This window comes from Paenibacillus sp. AN1007 (assembly GCF_040702995.1).
GTDB lineage: Bacteria > Bacillota > Bacilli > Paenibacillales > Paenibacillaceae > Paenibacillus.
In genome coordinates this window covers 1,539,382-1,558,732 of the sequence record NZ_CP159992.1, presented here as the reverse complement: position 1 = coordinate 1,558,732, position 19,351 = coordinate 1,539,382, and the positions used below count along the sequence as shown (strand labels likewise).

15 protein-coding genes are annotated in these 19,351 nt (G+C 49.1%); 4 read left to right on the top strand and 11 right to left on the bottom strand.

Features of this window, described 5'->3' with window-relative positions; genetic code table 11:
* The first annotated feature begins 90 nt into the window (after window positions 1–90).
* Window positions 91–975 carry an AraC family transcriptional regulator gene (locus ABXS70_RS07025; RefSeq protein WP_366294949.1) on the top strand — a complete coding sequence of 295 codons (885 nt, stop codon included), beginning with the start codon at window positions 91–93 and terminating at the stop codon, window positions 973–975.
* Window positions 976–1,178: 203 nt separating this feature from the next.
* The gene (locus ABXS70_RS07020) at window positions 1,179–1,652 is read left to right on the top strand and encodes a stalk domain-containing protein (protein WP_366294946.1); all 474 of its coding nucleotides are present in this window, start codon (window positions 1,179–1,181) and stop codon (window positions 1,650–1,652) included.
* A 235-nt stretch (window positions 1,653–1,887) separates the two neighbouring features.
* Here ABXS70_RS07020 and ABXS70_RS07015 read toward each other — a convergent pair whose 3' ends face one another.
* The 6 genes from ABXS70_RS07015 to ABXS70_RS06990 all read right to left on the bottom strand — a co-directional run bounded on the left by ABXS70_RS07015 (window position 1,888) and on the right by ABXS70_RS06990 (window position 10,064).
* Window positions 1,888–2,829 carry a hypothetical protein gene (locus ABXS70_RS07015; protein ID WP_342551880.1) on the bottom strand — a complete coding sequence of 314 codons (942 nt, stop codon included), beginning with the start codon at window positions 2,827–2,829 and terminating at the stop codon, window positions 1,888–1,890.
* A gap of 8 nt (window positions 2,830–2,837) precedes the next feature.
* Window positions 2,838–4,205, bottom strand: coding sequence for a nucleotide sugar dehydrogenase (locus tag ABXS70_RS07010; RefSeq protein WP_342551881.1), 1,368 nt, complete (start codon window positions 4,203–4,205; stop codon window positions 2,838–2,840).
* Between the two features lie 115 nt (window positions 4,206–4,320).
* Window positions 4,321–5,124: a response regulator gene (locus ABXS70_RS07005; protein ID WP_342551882.1), complete on the bottom strand. Its 804-nt coding sequence runs from the start codon at window positions 5,122–5,124 to the stop codon at window positions 4,321–4,323.
* Window positions 5,125–5,157: 33 nt separating this feature from the next.
* The gene (locus ABXS70_RS07000; protein WP_366294942.1) at window positions 5,158–6,558 is read right to left on the bottom strand and encodes a glycosyltransferase; all 1,401 of its coding nucleotides are present in this window, start codon (window positions 6,556–6,558) and stop codon (window positions 5,158–5,160) included.
* 22 nt (window positions 6,559–6,580) lie between these two features.
* Window positions 6,581–7,792 (bottom strand): HEAT repeat domain-containing protein, encoded by a 1,212-nt coding sequence (locus ABXS70_RS06995; RefSeq protein ID WP_342551884.1) that lies wholly within the window; start codon window positions 7,790–7,792, stop codon window positions 6,581–6,583.
* Between the two features lie 46 nt (window positions 7,793–7,838).
* Window positions 7,839–10,064, bottom strand: a complete 2,226-nt coding sequence (locus ABXS70_RS06990; protein WP_342551885.1) for a hypothetical protein — start codon at window positions 10,062–10,064, stop codon at window positions 7,839–7,841.
* Window positions 10,065–10,937: 873 nt separating this feature from the next.
* Between ABXS70_RS06990 and ABXS70_RS06985 the strand changes: the two genes are divergently transcribed.
* Window positions 10,938–12,182, top strand: a complete 1,245-nt coding sequence (locus tag ABXS70_RS06985; protein WP_366294938.1) for a DNA polymerase IV — start codon at window positions 10,938–10,940, stop codon at window positions 12,180–12,182.
* Complete coding sequence (locus ABXS70_RS06980; protein ID WP_342551916.1) at window positions 12,179–12,532, top strand: YolD-like family protein; 354 nt, start codon at window positions 12,179–12,181, stop codon at window positions 12,530–12,532. The genes ABXS70_RS06985 and ABXS70_RS06980 overlap by 4 nt, the downstream gene beginning before the upstream one ends.
* 294 nt (window positions 12,533–12,826) lie before the next feature.
* On the opposite strand, the gene glsA is transcribed toward ABXS70_RS06980, so the two are convergent.
* From glsA to ABXS70_RS06955, 5 genes are all read right to left on the bottom strand, one after another.
* Window positions 12,827–13,768, bottom strand: coding sequence for a glutaminase A (gene glsA, locus ABXS70_RS06975; RefSeq protein WP_342551917.1), 942 nt, complete (start codon window positions 13,766–13,768; stop codon window positions 12,827–12,829).
* Between the two features lie 196 nt (window positions 13,769–13,964).
* Complete coding sequence (locus tag ABXS70_RS06970) at window positions 13,965–14,447, bottom strand: GNAT family N-acetyltransferase (protein WP_342551918.1); 483 nt, start codon at window positions 14,445–14,447, stop codon at window positions 13,965–13,967.
* A gap of 428 nt (window positions 14,448–14,875) precedes the next feature.
* Window positions 14,876–16,186, bottom strand: coding sequence for an OFA family MFS transporter (locus ABXS70_RS06965; protein WP_342551919.1), 1,311 nt, complete (start codon window positions 16,184–16,186; stop codon window positions 14,876–14,878).
* A gap of 133 nt (window positions 16,187–16,319) precedes the next feature.
* Window positions 16,320–17,228 carry a LytTR family DNA-binding domain-containing protein gene (locus tag ABXS70_RS06960; RefSeq protein ID WP_342551920.1) on the bottom strand — a complete coding sequence of 303 codons (909 nt, stop codon included), beginning with the start codon at window positions 17,226–17,228 and terminating at the stop codon, window positions 16,320–16,322.
* 10 nt (window positions 17,229–17,238) lie between these two features.
* Entirely contained in the window at window positions 17,239–18,900 is a 1,662-nt protein-coding gene (locus ABXS70_RS06955; RefSeq protein ID WP_342556393.1) for a sensor histidine kinase, read from the bottom strand.
* Window positions 18,901–19,351 lie beyond the last annotated feature (451 nt).

Genomic DNA, 19,351 nt, shown 5'->3' with positions numbered 1-19,351 from the left:
GAATTTATACAAAACCCACCTGTATAATAGGTTATAAATGAATCTTTTAGAAGATATCGACGATACTTATATTATAAAGAGGTGTTCCTGATGACCGAGCTTGAGCGCATGAAGGAGGACCACCAAGAGTTCCTGGATATTCTATTCTTCACTCCGTCTGAATTCGAGAAGGCCAGCGGCGCATGGCCATTACGAATTGGTCGCAACATTGCCAAAAGCAGCTATCATATTGGTCCTCGAACTACGCCTTATCACTATTTGTTATTTGTGTTGGAGGGGGAAGGTACATTTATTCAGAACGGACAGCAGTATCCACTGCGAGCCCGAGATGCCTTCTGTCTGTTTCCACATGTTACCCATGAGTATTGGACCGACCCCGAACAGCCCTTGCAGAAAATATTTATCGCCTTCGACGGACCCTATGCCGCCGAGCTGCTTTCCCGGATTGGCCTCAGTCCTGACAATCCATATCGTTCAGGTGTCCTAACACCCGAGACAGCCAGCAGTATGCGTTCATTTATGGAAGACGTTCGCAAAACGCAGGATAGTGCCACTGACTTGGGGCGACTGATCCGGTTTCTCAGCCTTTTCGACCGCATTGCGCGTTCTCCGGCGACCAAAGATTTGCAACCGGATGTAGCCACCCCTTGGCTTCAGAAAGGCAAAGAGTACATTGAACTTCATTTTGCAGGCGGGATTTCAGTGGAAGGTGTGTCTGCGCATGCAGGTGTGGATCGAACCCATTTTGCCAAGCAGTTTCGCAAAGCTTACGGCTTGTCTCCTGTGCAGTATATTCAGCAGCTCAAAATGAAGCAAGCCAAGATCCTGCTTATGCAGACCACACTGAGTTTAACGGAGGTGGCTCATTCGGTGGGTTATCCGGACTTATTTTCCTTTTCCAAAGCCTTTAAAAAGCAGGTCGGCCTGCCTCCTAACCGTTATCGGACAACGGCAGCGGAACAGAAGAGAGATTAAACAACGTTGGATAAGAAAATGGGCGCTAATGGGATACTTCCATGTTCTCAAGCGCTAAATAACTTGAATAAGGCACCTCCCTTCGCTCAACGAGTGATCGGGATGTGCCTTATTCATTTTTTTCCATTTACTCCTGAACCTATGCAACTTATGTACGGGGTACCGCGTTACTTCTAATGAATATATCAAAGGAGTGGTTGATCATGCGTATTTCCAAATTTTTATTTGTGAGCGTACTAACCCTTGCTATGGCTGGCTTCAGTTCATCCGTAAACGCTGCTTCTCTCCCCGCTTCCGACTCAACTGTGAATATCAAATCCAATGTATTGGATGAAAAATCATTCACAGGTTTGATCATCAAAGGGCACACCTACGTTGATCTCGACGGATTTGTGAGATGCCTCCCGTTCCAGATTAACTCCAAAGCGTTATCCTTCCAATCCGAAATCAAAACGTTCAGAGTGCTTAACGAAGACTTTGATGTTTCTACGCCTCTCCTGCAGTTTAAGGTTGGAAGTGATACGTTCCAGCACAATGACGAGCCATTTCAGATGCACAGCCCTGTTCTCTTAATTCAAAACCGTATTTATTTTCCGCTAAAAGATATCGTTTCGATCTACGACATTAACGTTTCTTATGACTCGCAGACGAAGACGGTTCAGGTTAGTAAAGAATAGACATTGGATTACCGAATAAACTCAAGTATCCCCATCCTGATAACACAACAATGAACGCTAGAGCAGCGAACAAGCTGGTTTTAACTCTTTTCGTCATAAACAAACCTCCAATCTCCACTCTCAACGTTTCACATTCTCTATAAGATGTAAAAATCCCTTCTGAGCCGTAAAGCGCAGGCACGAATACCTGCAGCTTTTGCCCAGAAGGGATTACCACCCAATGTTGAAGCTTCTACTATTTTGTTGGCAGCTCCTCTTTCGATTTCTCGGTCTTGCGCGCAAGCGGAATGCCATTCTGTTTTGCATACCAAGCCTCATAATGATGCACAGCTACACCTGCAAAAGATGAATGAGAAGCACCTAGCTCAAATACTTTCTGCATCTCTTCGTCCATATTGCTGATCGGTTTGCGGAAAAAGGTCAGGTGATCTCCCTCGTGTGTATCCGCGAGTTCTGCTCCAATCCAGACCTTCTTGCCCAGATCATCTGCTTCAGCCAGCTCTTCCTTGGACAGATCGTACATCTGCTGCCCGCTGTCCCGATAAGCCATGATGGCTACCGCATCGAAACGGGAGATGACCCAGCGGCTGAACGTCTCCTTGCCTCCAGCCGACTGACGGGCATCCAGCCAGAAGGGAATCGCTGCACTCATGTATAGACCAGCGGCCTTTCCGGCTTCCGTCCAAACCTCCATATTGTTCTGCCACTCGGTAATGACGCTGCTCTCCTCATTCTCCCAGCGTTTTAACTGGTAAGGCTCGACATCAAGTTGGATGCCCTCAAAACGCTCATTTTTCGCAGACGAAGCATTGTATGCCCGAACCCGTTCAATAAAGGCAAGTCCCTCTGCACGCTTTTCGCGGTAAGCCCAATCGGCATGACCATTCAGCGCGTGTACTTCGATCTCCGCATTGGTGGCAGCCGCGATGAATTTGCGATATGCCGCATCGGGTACCTCATCCTGAATTTGCAGGAAAATGGTATCCACGCCCTGCTCTTTGGAAAACGCGATAATCTCAGGTGTCTGCTTCGTAATGATCGACGTATCCCACAGCCAGGTCGCCTTATGTTCTTCGTGCGAGAACCATTTGAACACCCAGGACAGCAGCAGCAGGCAGAACACCACAGCCACGATAGCCCATTTAGCCTTACCTGCCAAAATGTCCTGTTTCCTCATAAGCTTCCTCAGACGAGAACCGCTTCACTTGGCTCCAACACTGGGTGCTGTACCGAGTGACCGATTTTGTAAATGTGTGAATGATTGTACGTACGGAATGCGTTGCGTGTATCCAGAATAGGCACTCCCAGTTCCGCAATATCATAATAAGCCAGGTCGCTGTGGTTGGTAATCAGCACGATGCAATCATACGTTTTGAACTGCTCCAGATTAAAGGGTTGGCTGTGCACGGTTTCGCCATGTTTATCCTTGAATGACTCGGCATGCGGGTCATAATAGTCAACATTTGCGCCGCTTTCCTTGAACAGCTCGTACACTTCAAGTCCTGGTGATTCACGCAGATCGGCAATGTTCGGTTTGTACGACATGCCGAGCAGCAGGATGTTCGATTTGCGCACAGACTTCGCGTATTCGTTCAGGATCGTTGATGTTTTATTCAGTACATAGTACGGCATATTGTCATTCGTAGATTGCGCCAGTTCAATGAATTTGCTGTAAAAACGGAATCCCTTCGCCTTCCACGACAGATACATCGGGTCGAGCGGGATGCAGTGTCCGCCGATACCCGGCCCTGGATAGAACGGCATAAAGCCAAACGGTTTCGTCGCAGCCGCGTCAATAACCTCCCAAATATCGATGCCCATGCGGTCACACATCATGGCCATTTCATTCACGAAGGCAATGTTCACACTGCGGAAGGTGTTTTCCAGCAGTTTGGACATTTCGGCTACTTTTGGTGAAGATACCGGAACTACGGTCTCTACATATTTGCTGTACAGCGCTGTTCCGAGCTTCAGGCAGGCTTCCGTGGTTCCGCCAATAACTTTCGGTGTATTAAACGTGGTAAAACGTCCGTTAGACGGGTCTACGCGCTCAGGCGAGAAGCAAAGGAAATAGTCTCTGCCCGCTTCGTGTCCGACTTTATCCAGTTCCTGCTGAATCAGCTCTTCCGTTGTTCCCGGATACGTTGTGCTTTCCAGCGTAATCAGCATGCCTGGTTTCATATGCAGCTTGATCTGATCGACAACCGTCTCGATATAAGAGGTATCCGGGTCCTGGTTTTCGCTGAGCGGTGTTGGTACGCAGATACTCAGTGCGTCAATGACACGCAGCATGCTGTAATCGGTTGTGGGCTGGAAACGGCCGCTCTGCATCACTTTTTTCAATTCTTCGGACGAAATATCGTGAATATAGGAATCTCCATTGTAGATGCTGTCGACTTTGGAAGCATCCAGGTCGATGCCGATGACGGTGAACCCTTGGTTGACCATCTCCACCGCAAGGGGAAGGCCGACGTAACCGAGGCCGACAACGCCCAGTACCGCTTCTTTATTTTCGATCGCGTTCAGTAAGGTGTGAAATTGTTGATTCTCCATGATATTCCCTCCGGGCAGTTTATTTTGATGTTAAAGTGTAAAAGAATAGTTCAGATCATATAGATGTAGTTCTAGATGTAGTTGTAGTTGTAATCGTTCTGACTCTAATCATCTTCTAGTGCAGGCAGCGTCTGATTCGGGCATCCAGTTCCACAGGGGAGAACGGCTTGGTCATATAATCGTCCACTCCGCTGCGGAAGCATTGGCTGATCGTCTGCTCAACCCGTTGTTCCGTCAAAACAACAATTTTCGGCGGTTGCTCCATCTCCAGCTTCTGGATGTGATGAATGAACGGCAGTCCATCGATGCCGTACAGATTCAGCTCGGTCAGCACCAGATCAGGTGTCACTTTTTCGATCAGGTCGAGTGCAGCGAGTCCATCCACGGCTTCGTAGGTTTCGTATCCCTGCATCTTCAGACGCAGCTGCAAAAATTCGCGAACCGTCGGATCATTATCCACGATCAGAATCCGTTCCGGTTCATCCGCGGTATGCTCCAGCGTATAGATGTGAATCTCCGAGGAGTCCACGAGCTTCGAAGATTCAGCCATATGCTGAATCGTTGCCTTTGAAGGGCGCTCCCCTGGCGGGAAACTGGCCAGTGTAATTTGCGGATCAGCACCAGGAACGCTTTCCTGCAGCGCATGCTTGATACGAAGTCCTTCATAATGAACCTCATCCAGCGAAAGCCCCGGAAGCAGCACAGCTACGGTCTGCATCGGTCCGTCCTGCCACACTTGGAAAGACAAATATCCCGCCTGTTCCAGATGTGTTCTGATCTGCTGCTCCGGCTGAACCTGACCTGCACAGTGAATGAACATTAAGCCGCAAGCTTCGGCACCCGTTTCCTTCAATCCCTGTTCTACATTGCGATACACATTAACGGCAGCCTCACGCTGCAGTGTCGCCGTATTTGGCATGTTCTTTTCCACCCTTCTATAATGTTGTTACAATTAAGCCGCTTTGCTCGCGTCTTTGGATTCTTCAGACCAGCTTTGGCGTGTCATCGTGCCCCAGGAATTGTTGTTTTGCAAAAACTGAATGTGTCCCTGCAATCTCCACAGCACGCCGAGCTGATGATACCCCACAAATTTCAGCGCGGAGTAGACAAGCATTTTGACCAGATCGGAGAGCTTGTTGTAGCGTTTGAACGCAATCTCCTCCAGAATCAACGCCCCTACACTCAGCAAATATCCACTCACGAAGTTCAGCAATCCAAACAGGACGAGAACCGGCCACTGAGTCATATCCAGAAGCACGTATCCAGCCAGAGCCAGCAGTCCGGTAATTCGGAAGTACGGATTCAGCGCTTCAAAAATAACGTTATACGGCATGGTAATCATGCCCATGACCTTATATTTCGGGTTGAACAGCATGCCGCGATTCTCCAGCATGTTTTTCAGATTTCCGCGGCCCCAGCGCTTGCGCTGACTGGACAAAATGCGGTAAGAATCCGGCGCCTGCGTCCAGCACACGGCTTCAGGACAGAAGGCGACGCGGTATTTCAGTTTATTTTCCAGCATATAACGATGAAGTTTGATGATGATGTTCATGTCTTCGCCTGGATAACCATCGCGATAGCCGCCTACAGCGATGACAGCATCCTTACGGAACATGCCGAATGCACCCGAAACGATGATCAGACCGTTCATGTGGCTCCATCCGATCCGTCCGCCAAGGAAAGCTTTCAAATATTCGATGGACTGGAACATCGGCCAAATTTTGCGCGGCAGGGATACATCCTGAACCGCACCGTTTTCAATTTTGCAGCCGTTGGCAATGCGGACATCCCCTCCGATCGCAACGGTCTCTTCCGGATTCTCCATATACATGCGTGCCATGCGGATCAGGGCGTCCTTTTCCAGCAGTGAATCGGCATCAATGGAAGAGATCAGCGGATAATGGGACAAGTTGATGCCTGCATTCAGGGAATCCGCCTTGCCGCCATTTTCCTTATCGATGACATACAGATCCGGGAACTCCGGGTTATGGTAGATGCCGCGAATGTTCTGACATGGAATTTTTCCGCGAATCTGCGTATTCGGCACCGGCTTCAGACGGTATTCTTCCAGCAGTACCTTCAACGTGGAATCGCTTGATCCATCATTGACTACAATAACCTCATACGTCGGATAGTTCAGTGTCATCAGGCAGTTTACATTTTCAATAATGGTCAGTTCCTCGTTGTATGCCGGCACCAGCAGCGAGACCGAAGGTACAAGTTCGGAGCCGGATAACGTGTTGTACTTGGAGTAATGTGACCGCCGGAAGATTGTCCAGATGTTGCGGAATGATAAAGCGAGTATGGAAAAATAAAGCGTATTAACGAACACCACATAATAGATGGCGACCATACCGTAGATGAGTAATAGATCTCTAAGCAGTGTAATCCCCTCCTACCGCTGCAACACCTGTGCGTTTCTTAGGCGTACGCTGGTCACCTCGCACAGGGCCAAAATAACGTTCGTACAGCAGTCTTTTTTTGTTATGCGCAATCATCTGCTCCACCACTTTATGGTCGGATCCCGATTGCTGCATTGTGCTCTCAATCTGCTGCATGGCAATCTCGCGTTCCGCACCCGTTCCCTGCACCGCCGCCTGACACAAAGCTTCGAATCCGGGTTCGCCCAGCTTGCTCAAGCTTTCCGCACTGCTGCAGCGAACTCTCCAGTCTTCATCGCGAAGTGCCTTGCGAAGCAGCGGAATGCTGCCTGATGCATGTTTCGAACCAAGCGCCTGTACTACTTCGGCGCGGACTTCCGGGTCTGAATCCTGAATCAGCTTCAGAATCGTCTCATCCTTGAGCGCCGGACTTGCACTGAGATACAGCTTCACGGCTTCAGCACGTACATCTTGATGCTCGGCCCCAACCAGTCTGTCGAGTGCAGGCATCACTTCAGGTACCGCTTGTCCCCACATCGCCACAAGTCCGACTTTGACAAAATCAGGATTGCGATCTTCCAGCAGCTCAAGCAGTATGCGGCTTGTATCCAGGTTAGCTTCCAGCAGAATATCCGCAGCCAGATGATGGATCGATTTTCCTTTGGTCAAAAGCAGGGCAAGCATGTCCTTCAGCTCGCCATGCCGGGTCGTACATCTCGCAATCGAACGACCAATCATAATGGCCATCGGGCCGGGTTTTTCATCTTTTAGCAGTTCCATCAATCCCGGCACGGCTTCGGGACAGCGCATACCTCCCAGACGATAGGCTGCATCAATCTGACGTCCATAGCGCAGACGCCCCAGCTCCTTCAGATCATGTTCGACGAACCCTGCTTCGCGGCACAATTCGATCAATTTATCGCGATATTCTCCTTTGAACTGGTCAATCCATTCAATTAATTTGTCCTGAATAACCCGGCGTTCTAGCGGGGCCAGCTTACCTGGCGGCAGTTTGAGCGGACTGTTCTCTGTTAAAGCGGTCTGCAAATACGTGAAATAGTCCCGCTGCTTTAGTTCATACAAGGCGATTTTGCGTCGTTTGCCGTTGTGGGACATTTTCATGGCAAACAGAACGATGACACCTACAATCACAAGTGCGATGCAGGCAATCAAAAACCAATAGGCCAAAGCCAAACTCTGGAACATGTGAAAAAGTCCTCCTTTATGCTCGTTTATGAAATTCTATATTGACTTATTCCATCCGAAAACTAGGCATTTTTTCGTAGTTCTGCCGCATTTTCTCATAGCTTAACTTTAGTCTTTCGCTGTATTGGACCTGCTCCCATGGTTTCCAGCTGTAGACGGGTAAAGTTTTCAAATCCAGCGCTGCCTGTTCGCCTCCTGGCCAGGATACCTGCTGCGTGGAACGATTCGTCAGCCACGGAACCAGCGTGATACCTTCAACGGTAGTCGTAGAAAACTCCCGGCCGTTTTTCAGCGGTCCGTATTCAATCGCCTGCAAGGAGCTGGGATCACCGAAACCAAGCAGCATCCATGGAATTCGCATCTCCACCTGATTGCCGTTATACTGCCAGGCTGTTAACGAATCGGTATCTGCCTGTCCTGGGGCTGTCGTGCCCCGCTTTAACGTCCCTACATTTTCAGCCATGAATGGATGAGCCGAACGTGTGTCTGGTGGTGTCATCTTCAGACTGACGGCCAGTTCCCATGGATGGAACGGATCGCTGGACTTGAGCTGCTTGGCTGGAATCATGTTATATCCGTCCCTGCCATACAGCCGCTGGTTGAAATCATAGTCTTTGGCGATCTGCACCTGGGACTCATCATCTTTGCCTAATGTGATGACCGTTTCCAGCCCATCACTCAGCGTTTTTCCCGGCAGCATATTGCTTGGCTGACTGCCTCCGTCAAGGGTGTTTGTTCCGATACGGAGCATGGTCTGCTCAGGGTCATAAGGCTGATCCAGCGTCAAACCTATATACAGATAGGCTTCATCGTGAGTCATCTTCATCTCCCGGATCCCCTGCACCTTTCCCTGCCAGACGGTGACTTCTTCATCTTTCAGCGTATCCCAGTCATCCAGCCTGCCATCAATGGTCAGCCGTTCCTGTTTACCAGGGTCCATCGCCAGCAGGCCAAACATTTTCTCATTCGTCAGCACATTCAGCCAGTAAGCCCGGCGGTCAGCCGGAATTTCCAGCGGCATCGTATTCCAGGTTTTTTTAAACCACTCATCCTGCCACATAAACAGAATCGCTCCTGCGTACCCTTCATCATAAATATCCTGCGTAAGCGAAGCATCGATGTCTCCCTGCTGCACCTCGTTATGTCCGCCCTGATTTCGGCCGCCCATGCCCAGATGAGAAATACCCAGAGAGGAAGGTACGCCATACTCTGTAACCATTACAGGCATATCGGAAAACTCGGCTTTGAGCTTGCGCAGATAACTTTTGTACGTGTTGTACTCGCCTTTTTCATCCTTGATCGTTTGAAGTGTCTTGTCGGTGTGGAACAAGTCTGGATAATACGGATACACATGATAGGCAGCGAAATACCCGCCTTCCCACGCCTCCGGCTTAATATGTCGTGCATCCACACTGACCAGATCCTCTTCATAGAGCGGCTCGCCCGGATGATCGAGTACATCGGTTGTGACCCAGTTGGTGAAAGTCATTGGATGTTCCCATCCGTATTTTTTTTCCTGAACCGCTGTATAGTCCAGCAGCTCGGCAAGCCAGTTCTCAAACGGGGAAGCCTCTGCACTTGCAGAGAAATGAACCCCCTTGTACTGCGGGACATCTGCATGCACCTTATTGGTATTATCCACCATGGACGGGTCCCACTCGGTGCCTACATGCCAGGCCATCAGATATTTCCCTGCATTTGTCCTGTATTTACCGCTGGATTCACCATTTCGGGCAGGAATGTCGGCATCCCCGTATACAGCAGATACCGCTTTTGCAATTTCCTGCTTGAACCGCTGCTCAATATGATCCGCATAGGCATCCTGCTTCTCAATCAATTCTTCCTCAGGGGACCATATGCCTTGTATAAAATATAACGGCTGCTCCCGGCCGCGATTATAATCGACCAGTGCAGAGTAAAAAATCGGCTGATGGACCGTATACACCCGAATCACATTCGCGCCCAAATCCTGAATCTGCTCGAACCAGCGCAGGTAATCCTCCTCGGTGAGTGGAAATTCTCCTGGGTAATGCCCTGGTGAGGTTGCCCCCAGGTTCACCCCTTTGACGAACATTTCCTTCCAGGTTCCATCCGGCCCGTACTGCATAAACTGGTCTCCATCGGTCTTGAATTTCATCTCCGTGCCGTTCTCCGCTGTATACGTAACAAGCTTGGGCTGCATGTAATGCCATCCGGCAAGTAAACCGCCAGTCAGTACTACGGCGCCCGTCAAAGCTGTCAGTAACCAGCGTCTTCGTCGTTGTCTGCTCATGACTTCTGATTGCTCACCTCTCTGGTATGCATCCTGCTTCCCCATGGTTCAGGTTCATGCGTTAGAAATGAACCCGTACAGGAAACATACGATCATTCCGCTTCGGATGTCCGCTTGGTAGAGATGTCAGCGGTGTAGTTCTCACTATAGCGCTAAGCCTCTGCATTGTAACTAGGCTGATGGAAGCAAACATGATATGGAACGTTCTGCCCATACTCAGTCCGTTTCCCCATCCGCCAGCACACCAAGGCAGCTGTTCCATTTGCGGTCTTTTTACATTCACGATCTGCCGGAAAAGCACAGATGAACGCACTGCAGCTGCTGCACATCTTCATGTAATATTGTTATGTGCAGCGCGGATGCAGGCACTCTTCCCCCGAAAAACATATACCCCATTAAACGCGAGTGTTTTTCTAAAGTTGCGCCTTTTTTACAGTATTAACCATAAAGATTACAAAATTGATACTATAGTCCGATAACGCATCAGTGAAAATCCGCGTCGTATCAAGGTTTTCAGAAAAGTACTGAAAATAAAAAAAGGACATCAGTCCCCCCTTATAGGACTCCGCCCATTAATCACCCTCTTACAAAAAACAAAATGAACTGCCAGTCATCACCCTGAAGTCACAGCTGCCTCTCATTATATGTAAAAAAGCACTTCTTATTTCCTATTATGCACCTTCCACCTGATGTTCAACGTAATTGTGTCCAATTTGCAAAATAATTCCGGTTGCCGCATTTTGAATTGTCCTTTATGCTTATAAAACAGGAACACTTGTTCCATACTGTAAATAAACTGTAAATAACCAGCTCCCTGCAGGGGTTAGACGACAGGAGCAGCATCAAGAATCGCAGATAAGGAGAGGAAACATCATGCCCCGCCAAGACAGACGTGTCATCATGCTGGCAGACTGCCAGTCATTCTATGCCAGTGTGGAGAAGTCTGCACATCCCGAGTACAGGGATCGGCCCCTCGTTGTAGCCGGTGATCCGGCCAGGCGCTCGGGTATCATTCTGGCCGCCTGTCCCCTCGCCAAGTCCTATGGCATTACAACCGCAGAACGGCTGGGCGAAGCCCTGGCCAAATGCCCTGATGTCGTGGTTATTCGTCCGCGCATGGCTGAGTATATCCGGGTATCCCTTCATATTACGCGCATTCTGCAGTCTTACACCGACCTCGTGGAGCCCTATAGTATCGATGAACAATTTCTCGATGTCACCGGAAGCCTGGACTTGTTCGGCAGTCCCGAAACCATTGCACGCAGTATTCAGTCCCGGGTTATGGAGGAGACAGGTGTCTACATTCGGATCGGGATCAGTGATACCAAGGTAGTCAGCAAAATGGCCTGTGATCTATATGCAAAAAAAGTTCCAGGCGGCATCTACACGCTGCCGCGTAAGGATATGCCATCCACGATCTGGGAGAAGCCTGTACGTGACATGTTTATGGTTGGTTCACGCATGGGACAGCATCTCTACAAGATGGGCATTCATACGATCGGTGATCTGGCACATACGCCGCTGTCCCGGCTGAAAGAGCGCTGGGGTGTCAACGGCGAAGTATTATGGCGTATCGCCCGTGGTATGGATGATTCTCCGGTAAAACCCGGGACATACACCCACCAGCAGCAGGGAATCGGGCATCAGATGACGCTGCCGCGAGATTATGAGACCTGGGATGAGATCAAGGTTGTGCTCCTGGAGCTGGCGGAGCTGGTCAGCCGGCGTTCCCGTGACAAATCACTCATGGGGCACGTCGTCTCCGTGGGGTGCCGCGGGCAGGATTACGATAGGCCGACCGGTTTCTCCCGTCAGATGAAGGTGAATGAACCCACCAACATTACGGATGAAGTGTATGATGCGGCAGCGGCTCTGTTTCTGCGCCATTGGGACGGATTACCCATTCGCCGCATCCATGTGTCATTGAGCGGACTTGTACCCGATTCGGAAGTACAGCTGTCCTGGTTTGACGACCGCGAACGTAAAAGAGAATTGGAACGAGCTACGGATGATATCAAACGCAAGTTCGGAGACACGGCCATCATGCGTGCATCCTCGTTATGTTCATCCGCGCAGGCTCAAGACCGTTCTCACAAAATTGGAGGTCACTATAAATGAGTAAAAAATTGCAGCAAAACGGACTCTTCGAGTCCTCACGTATGATGCTCCCCGAACATCGGGAAGCTTATATTCTTCATCAGGAGCAGCTCGCTCCCCGCGCCCGTCCATCTCTCGATGCTCAGGCTGCGGAAGAAATATCCCGTTTGCTGAGCAGCTCCATGGTGCTCGGTGACCGAGTTACCATCACGCTGTTCCACGAACATGACGACACTGCTTATACCGGACGTGTGCTCAGACTGGACCTGCCTTCCCGTACACTCAGGCTGCTGACAGCAGACGGAGTTCGGGATCTTCCGATGAATCTGATCACGGGTGCAGCACCAGCAGGTGAATGGATGGATGAATGAAGTGAATAAATGCGTGAGTCATGCAGCAAAATGAGCATTTCTTCACATACAGATATTGCGAAAACTCCATGATAGACGCAGCGGGTTCAAGCTGTGCAGGACTGAATCCCTACAATCTATATGGAAACAAAAAAGCAGCGGACAAAGCGATTTTCGTGCCCTGCTTCGTTCGAAAGAAGCAAAATGCCCGTAATCTGATTCGTCCACTGCGTGTAAGGGTAATTGTTTGGTTCGCTTATTTATTTTCATTAGAAGAAAGAAATCCAACAAATCTGGGGATCGCCGGTCCTCAAATCAGAAGAAACTCCAGTCAAACTCTTTGGATAGACGCTCCAGCAGATGCACACCTGCAATGCTGTTGCCTTTGCGATTGAGTGCCGGTCCGACCACGCCAATACCAAATTGTCCCGGGACTAACGTCAAAATGCCGCCGGAAACACCGCTTTTGGCAGGAAGTCCCACCTCGATGGCAAATTCACCAGAAGCATTGTACATCCCGCAAGTGGTCATAAAGGTTTTGGCAATCTGCACATAGCGGCGGGGAATAAGTTCGTTCCCCGTAATCGGGTCGGTCCCGTCGTAAGCGAGAACAAGTGCCATGCGGGCCAAGTCCGCACAGGTCACTTCAATAGAGCAGTGGCGAAAATAAACTGCAAGTACATCTTCCACTTCATCCTTGATTACACCGTTATGTTTGAGAAAATAAGCGAGTGAGCGGTTCAGGTGACCGCTTTCGGATTCGGAGCGAAAAACCTCTTCGTTGTAGCCCAGCTGTTCATTGTGAGACAGCTTGCGGAAAAATTCGAGAATACGGCGAGACTTCTCTTCCTTACAGTCACCGCCAACGAGGGAGGATACGGTTATTGCTCCCGCATTAATGAGGGGGTTAAACGGGATACCCGGTTCAACCAGTTCAAGCTTGATCATGGAGTCATAATCATCGCCTGTGGGTTCTTTTCCTACATTAAAGAAGACGGCTTCTTCCCCATGATCCATCAGGGCCAGAATCAGTGTGAACACTTTGGAGATACTCTGCATCGTAAAAGGAACACCGCAATCGCCGGCGGACACATAGTTTCCTTCTGCATCCATAATATGTATACCTAGTTCATCCTGCGATGCTTTGACCAGCTCCGGAATATAAGAAGCGACCTTGCCCTGTCCTGTATGCAGGCGGCTGGTCTCCAGCCATTCCGGCAGCAGAGCATTCAATCGATCCATCGTTGATTCACTCATATGTCATCTCCTCTACTTAGATCTATAGAAGCATCCTGCACGAGGAACCAGCGCTGCAGCGAAAAAACAGCGTTCGTATCTCATACAGGATGTTTGATACCTTTCTTGTGCATTACCCTCTCATCCGGAAAGTTACACATTGATCCGTAAAGTCATGCTGCCATTCGATTCGTTCCTTCCACAGTTTCCACAGCTTTTAGCGCTTCACACGCAAATTCAGCTCCAGAATCTCACCGGGCAGCCCATCATAGTCTCCCGTCCACGTGGATTCGAAGTTCTGTCTAAGCAAAATCTGCCGGGAGGCCGCATTAGATGGATCAATAACAGCATAAAGGACCTCAATGCCGGCGGCCTGAGCCTGGATAATCAGTCGGGAAGCAATGGATGTCCCCTGACCTTTGCCCCAATATTCTGGCAGGATCATATAACCAATCTCAGCCCGGCCCGGATTATCTTCATCTGGAATCAGTTTGGCATAAGCTGTACCCGCACCTTCTTGCGAAGTGACCCGATAATGTCCGCACAGGGAACGAAGGTTGAAATCCAGCATGGCATCAAACTGTGTTTTGGCTTCTTCTTCAGGGATCGCGCGCTCTGTAATCTGCTTCATGACTTCCGCATTCGAAACAAGTGCATAATAGTGCTCAAAGTCTGGTTCGGTGTATTTTACAAAGTTCATGAATAGGCCTCCTTGGAATACATCAATGGTATGTGGTCGTGACGCAGATCATTCATCCATCCAATACAGCTGTCGTCAGAGTACAGCATCGTCTCCGATTCACCTAGAGTATAACAGAAGCTGAACATACAATGCACATCAGCGCCTTTACATAAGTATTTGCAGCCGCATATGCCTGAGTAGGACTGAGTAGGACTGAGTAGGACTGAGTAGGGCCATTCACACAGAAGAAGAGATTGAAGTGCTGCTCTAAGCTGGTACACAAAAAAAAGCAAAAACGGTCTCGCCTGGAGACCGCTTGCCTGTCAACTATTTTATAGTATGAAGAAAAATGATTCAGTTATACACTCATGCCAGGGTTTCTTTCTCTCTCCAAGTGTAAGCATCGTGGAGGAGCACATGGCAGCATTTACGATAAAAACCGCTGTTCAGCTCGCCCGTGAAGACGGATTCAGATGCATTGGTTTGGTCTGAGAAGAGCCAGCCCGGCGACCTGCACCCGGAGGAGTGATCATCAGTGCCATCAGGAGCGATACCGCACAGAGGACCGCAATCACGATAAAGGTGAGATGGAATCCGCCCAGCAGCGCGCTGATGAATGATCCGGCGAGAGCACCCAATCCAAATCCCTGGTAGATTACACCATAGTTTTTGCTTTGATTTTTCAAACCGAAATAATCGGCCACAATGGCTGGGAACACGGTGATGTTACCACCAAAGCAGAAGGCAATCGCTGCCACACAAGCGAAGAAGATTCCAAAGTTCAGCGGCACCAGACTGAGTGTCATGACCGCTACAGCTGTAACGAGCAGGGCTCCGGCGATGACTTTCATTCGGCCTACTTTATCCGACAAAGCACCCAGAATAATACGGCCCGCCGTGTTGAAAATAGCCACCATCGCAACCGCATTAGCCGCCGTGGTCACGTTAAGACCTGCAAGCTGCACACCAATGTCTTTGACAATACCGATCAGATACAGACCGCTCATGCAAGCCGTGAAGAAAATAACGAAGAGCATATACGCTTCTTTCGTACGAAGCATTTCTTTAACTGTATATTCATGACGGACTTCTGCTGGTTTCTCACCGGAACCGTCTTTGACTTTTGCCGGAGACTGTTCACGAACCACTGCTTCACGGATCAGGAATGATCCTGCAGTAACCAGGACAAGAACGATCATCCCCCAGTACATAAAGGCCTGCGCTGGACCAACCGCACCAATCAGGGCGGAGTTCACATATTTGAACAACAAGCTCCCTGTACCGAAGGCTCCCACTGAAATCCCCGAGATCAGTCCCTTACGTTCAGGGAACCATTTGATCAAGTTGGACAGAGATGTAATATACGCTGTGCCGTCCGCAAACCCGACCACAAAACCGGCAAGCAGATACAGCAGCGTTAACGAACTGACTTGGGAACTCAACATCAGTCCCAGACCGAGCACAACCCCAGCCACACGAATTAAACGTCGGAGACCCCAGCGTTCCTGCAATCGTCCTGCAAACAAAGTGGCAATCGCCAAAGCAAAACTCGTAATCGAAAAAGTTATTGCGACCGAGCTGACGTCCCATCCGAAACGATCAGACAGCGGTTGATTGAATAAACTCCAGGTGTAGATTGTGCCAAGCCCCATTTGTACAATAATCGTACCGAGTACAATAAGCCAGCGGTTCACTTTTATAGATGATGTCGTTGTTGAATTAGATGCTGATGAAGCGGATAAAACAGCTGCTTTCATCGTAATCTCCCCTTTGTCGATGTCTATAACCTGTTGAACATTCTCTTGTACGTTCACAAGACCATCATACATGAAAGGGGATTCATAGAGCTGTTTTGAGCATGAGTTGCATCAAATGCGGAATGAAATGCCGTTATATGCGCATGAGCTGCCTGAACTCTTTGACTTTGCCGCGACTGACGGGCACTTCGGCTTCCAGATCACGCAGACGAAGGAGATACGTATTGTTAAACCAGGGTACAATTTCACGAATTTGGGAGAGATTAACGAGATAGGAACGATGGCACCGGAAGAAAGCATCCTGCGGCAGACGGCTGTGGAAATCCGATATGCTGACAGGCATCGTGAATTCTCCATTTTTGGTATACACCTTGGTCACCTTCTCCTGAGCCTCTGCATAGTAGATGTCTGCCGTATCGGTAACAATAATGTTGTCATTACGCAGCAGATTGATTCGTGTGCCCATCAGGTTGTCCGCCTGGGCTGGAGAATGGACGGATACCGCTCGCTGATCCAGTCCATCCTGTGCCTGCAGTGTGCCGGAACGAGCCTGAGCTTGGTTTGGTGCATATCCGGGTTCAACTCCAAGCCCATTCCCTGATTCATGCCTCTCTGCACGCCGGTATATCTGGTCCTCCTCCCGTATTTCGCCATAAATGTTCTCACTTTGCTCACGGTCCCTCTTGAAGGTCAGCTCCAGCTTGTGCAGCATGGCCGCGATTCGTTTCTCGTCATAGGGCTTCAGAATATAATCAAATGCTTCCAGCTCAAAAGCCTCAGCCGCGTGCTCCTTATAAGCGGTTGTAAATACAATGTAGGGCTTGCGCGCAAACTTGCCGATATGATGCGCGAGCATCATACCGTCCAGCGAAGGAATGTTAATATCGAGAAAAAGCACATCCACTTCCTGCTCCTGCAAAAATTTAAGTACATCCAGGCCATCTTCCAGACAATCTACAACCTCAATCTGGCTGTGCTCCTGGATCAGATAACTCAGTTCTTCACTTGCCGGAATTTCATCTTCTACAATTAACGCTCTCATCGCTTCATCATCACCTTGTTATGACATCTCCTTTGGGTACATCAAATAAAATATCCGTTCCTTGCTCCAGTCTTGTAATCGTTAAACCTTTCCCGTATATCAGTTTCACGCGCCGATGCACGTTGTACAGTCCAATCTGGTTTCCAGGCATGCGGTCGTGGTAGACATTCTCGATAATATCGGCGCTTATACCTGCACCCGTGTCACTCACGCTGATACGCACAACATCAGGATGATCCTGCACCCGAATCCGGACGATCCCGGGACCTTTCACTTTCAGAATGCCATGTATAATCGCATTTTCCACAAGCGGCTGGATGACCAGGCTGGGAATATGCACTGCCACTTCATCAATCTCATATATGACGGTGAGTCTGCTGCCAAAGCGAGCTTTCTCAATCTCGACATAGTTGCGGACCTGCTCCAGCTCTTTATGAATATCAATTAATTCGTCCGACAGTTCGAGATTGTAGCGCATATAACCGGAAAGGTTAACGATCAATTCGCGTGCGCGATCCGGCTTGGTTCGAATAGACGAAGCGATAGCGTTTAGCGCATTAAACAGAAAATGAGGATGAATGGTTGTTTGCAGTGCGCGCAGCTCCGCTTTGTTCGCCGCAGCCTTAATTTCCTCTACCCGGGATACCTCCATCTGAGTGGAAATAATCTGAGAGAGTCCTACCGCCATTGTCTGCAGCGGATACGTAATTTTGTAAGCTTTGCGGTAATAGATCTTGAGTGCACCCGTCACATCGCCCCGCTCCTTAAGCGGAATAATCAACAGTGAGTGAATATCCGGGGTTTTCTCATCCGTCACATCATTACTAATCATAATTTCTCCGCTGGATATCGTCCTCTTGGTCATTTCACTAATTATTTCATTGCCAATATGATACCGTTCCTCCCCGAAGCCAACATAAGCCAGTACATTACGGGTATCGGTAATCGCTACCGCATCCGCCTGAATATCTTCTTGAATGATTTTACATACTTTACGCAGGGAATCCTCATCAATCGAGCGGAAGTAAGGCAGTGTTTTATTCGCAATCTCCAAAGCCAGCTTGGCCTGACGACCCGCAATCAGCTCCTTTTCCCCCTCCACGCTCTGCACCAAAAGCACAATCAGACCAATATTCATCTCACCCAGAATCATCGGCAGTGCAATCTTGGAGACAATGTCCGCTCCAAGCGGGTCGGGATAAGAATAGAGCAGAATCAGCAGCATCGTGAGCGCTTCGATGATCATGCCTGCACCAATGCCAATAATCCAGCGCTTGGATTTAGGAGTGTATTTGTGAATGTACCCCGACACGAGGCCCGCAAGAATACTTGTAATGAGGCACGGAATGGCCGTAATGCCGTCCATATCAATCAAATAACGGTGCACCCCGGACACGAAGCCGGTAATAATACCTACAGGTGATCCGAACAGGATTCCGCCTGACAAAATCGCAATAATCCGTACATTGACCAGTGAACCTTCGACGTTAATACCGGTATATGTACCAAAAATGGCAAACGCACAAAACAGCAGGGTCAAGGCCGCATACTCCTGCCATCTTAATTTACCCTTTTGCAAAATCTGCCTAAACCGCGGCACCCGCGACAGAAAAAATAAAAATATAATCAGCAGCGCCGCTCGCTCAAACAGCCCCAGCAGCATCGTAAACATTTCCAATCGAACTTCCTCCACATCTATCTGAAAAAGTAACAGAGCCAGGTAACCGCATATGCTGATTTCCGCACTGCGGCAATATACCTACACTACTCGTATGCAACAGTTTACCCCTCCCCTCGAAGGAAAGCAAAGAATATCCTGTGAAAATCAAAAAACGACGTCACATAGGCAAGCCATCTTACGAAATATCCAATAAACGCATAGCTCTGAAAAAAATCTAACGATCTCAGATGAGCTTATCTGAGCGATATAGTGCTGTCTTGAATTATAACGATCTCCAGAGAGCTTATTTCACTGGAAGCAGAAGAAAAATGCCCATTTTCACATCTAATTTCTAAAATAGGTTTCCCTGAGATCGTTAGAAAATAAAAATGTGTGATATCACCAAAATAGCGTCTCTGGAGATCGTTAGGAAAACAAGCCCTGGGACTCAGCCTCTCTGTAT

Excerpts from the sequence above, each read along its gene's own strand:
- ABXS70_RS06985 (WP_366294938.1), top strand. The coding sequence starts at position 10,938 with ATGCCCCGCCAAGACAGACGTGTCATCATGCTGGCAGACTGCCAGTCA.
- ABXS70_RS06965 (WP_342551919.1), bottom strand. The coding sequence starts at position 16,186 with ATGAAAGCAGCTGTTTTATCCGCTTCATCAGCATCTAATTCAACAACG.
- ABXS70_RS07010 (WP_342551881.1), bottom strand. The coding sequence starts at position 4,205 with ATGGAGAATCAACAATTTCACACCTTACTGAACGCGATCGAAAATAAA.
- ABXS70_RS07000 (WP_366294942.1), bottom strand. The coding sequence starts at position 6,558 with ATGGTCGCCATCTATTATGTGGTGTTCGTTAATACGCTTTATTTTTCC.
- ABXS70_RS07015 (WP_342551880.1), bottom strand. The coding sequence starts at position 2,829 with ATGAGGAAACAGGACATTTTGGCAGGTAAGGCTAAATGGGCTATCGTG.
- ABXS70_RS06955 (WP_342556393.1), bottom strand. The coding sequence starts at position 18,900 with ATGTTTACGATGCTGCTGGGGCTGTTTGAGCGAGCGGCGCTGCTGATT.
- ABXS70_RS07020 (WP_366294946.1), top strand. The coding sequence starts at position 1,179 with ATGCGTATTTCCAAATTTTTATTTGTGAGCGTACTAACCCTTGCTATG.
- ABXS70_RS07025 (WP_366294949.1), top strand. The coding sequence starts at position 91 with ATGACCGAGCTTGAGCGCATGAAGGAGGACCACCAAGAGTTCCTGGAT.
- ABXS70_RS07005 (WP_342551882.1), bottom strand. The coding sequence starts at position 5,124 with ATGCCAAATACGGCGACACTGCAGCGTGAGGCTGCCGTTAATGTGTAT.
- glsA (WP_342551917.1), bottom strand. The coding sequence starts at position 13,768 with ATGAGTGAATCAACGATGGATCGATTGAATGCTCTGCTGCCGGAATGG.
- ABXS70_RS06995 (WP_342551884.1), bottom strand. The coding sequence starts at position 7,792 with ATGTTCCAGAGTTTGGCTTTGGCCTATTGGTTTTTGATTGCCTGCATC.
- ABXS70_RS06990 (WP_342551885.1), bottom strand. The coding sequence starts at position 10,064 with ATGAGCAGACAACGACGAAGACGCTGGTTACTGACAGCTTTGACGGGC.
- ABXS70_RS06970 (WP_342551918.1), bottom strand. The coding sequence starts at position 14,447 with ATGAACTTTGTAAAATACACCGAACCAGACTTTGAGCACTATTATGCA.
- ABXS70_RS06980 (WP_342551916.1), top strand. The coding sequence starts at position 12,179 with ATGAGTAAAAAATTGCAGCAAAACGGACTCTTCGAGTCCTCACGTATG.
- ABXS70_RS06960 (WP_342551920.1), bottom strand. The coding sequence starts at position 17,228 with ATGAGAGCGTTAATTGTAGAAGATGAAATTCCGGCAAGTGAAGAACTG.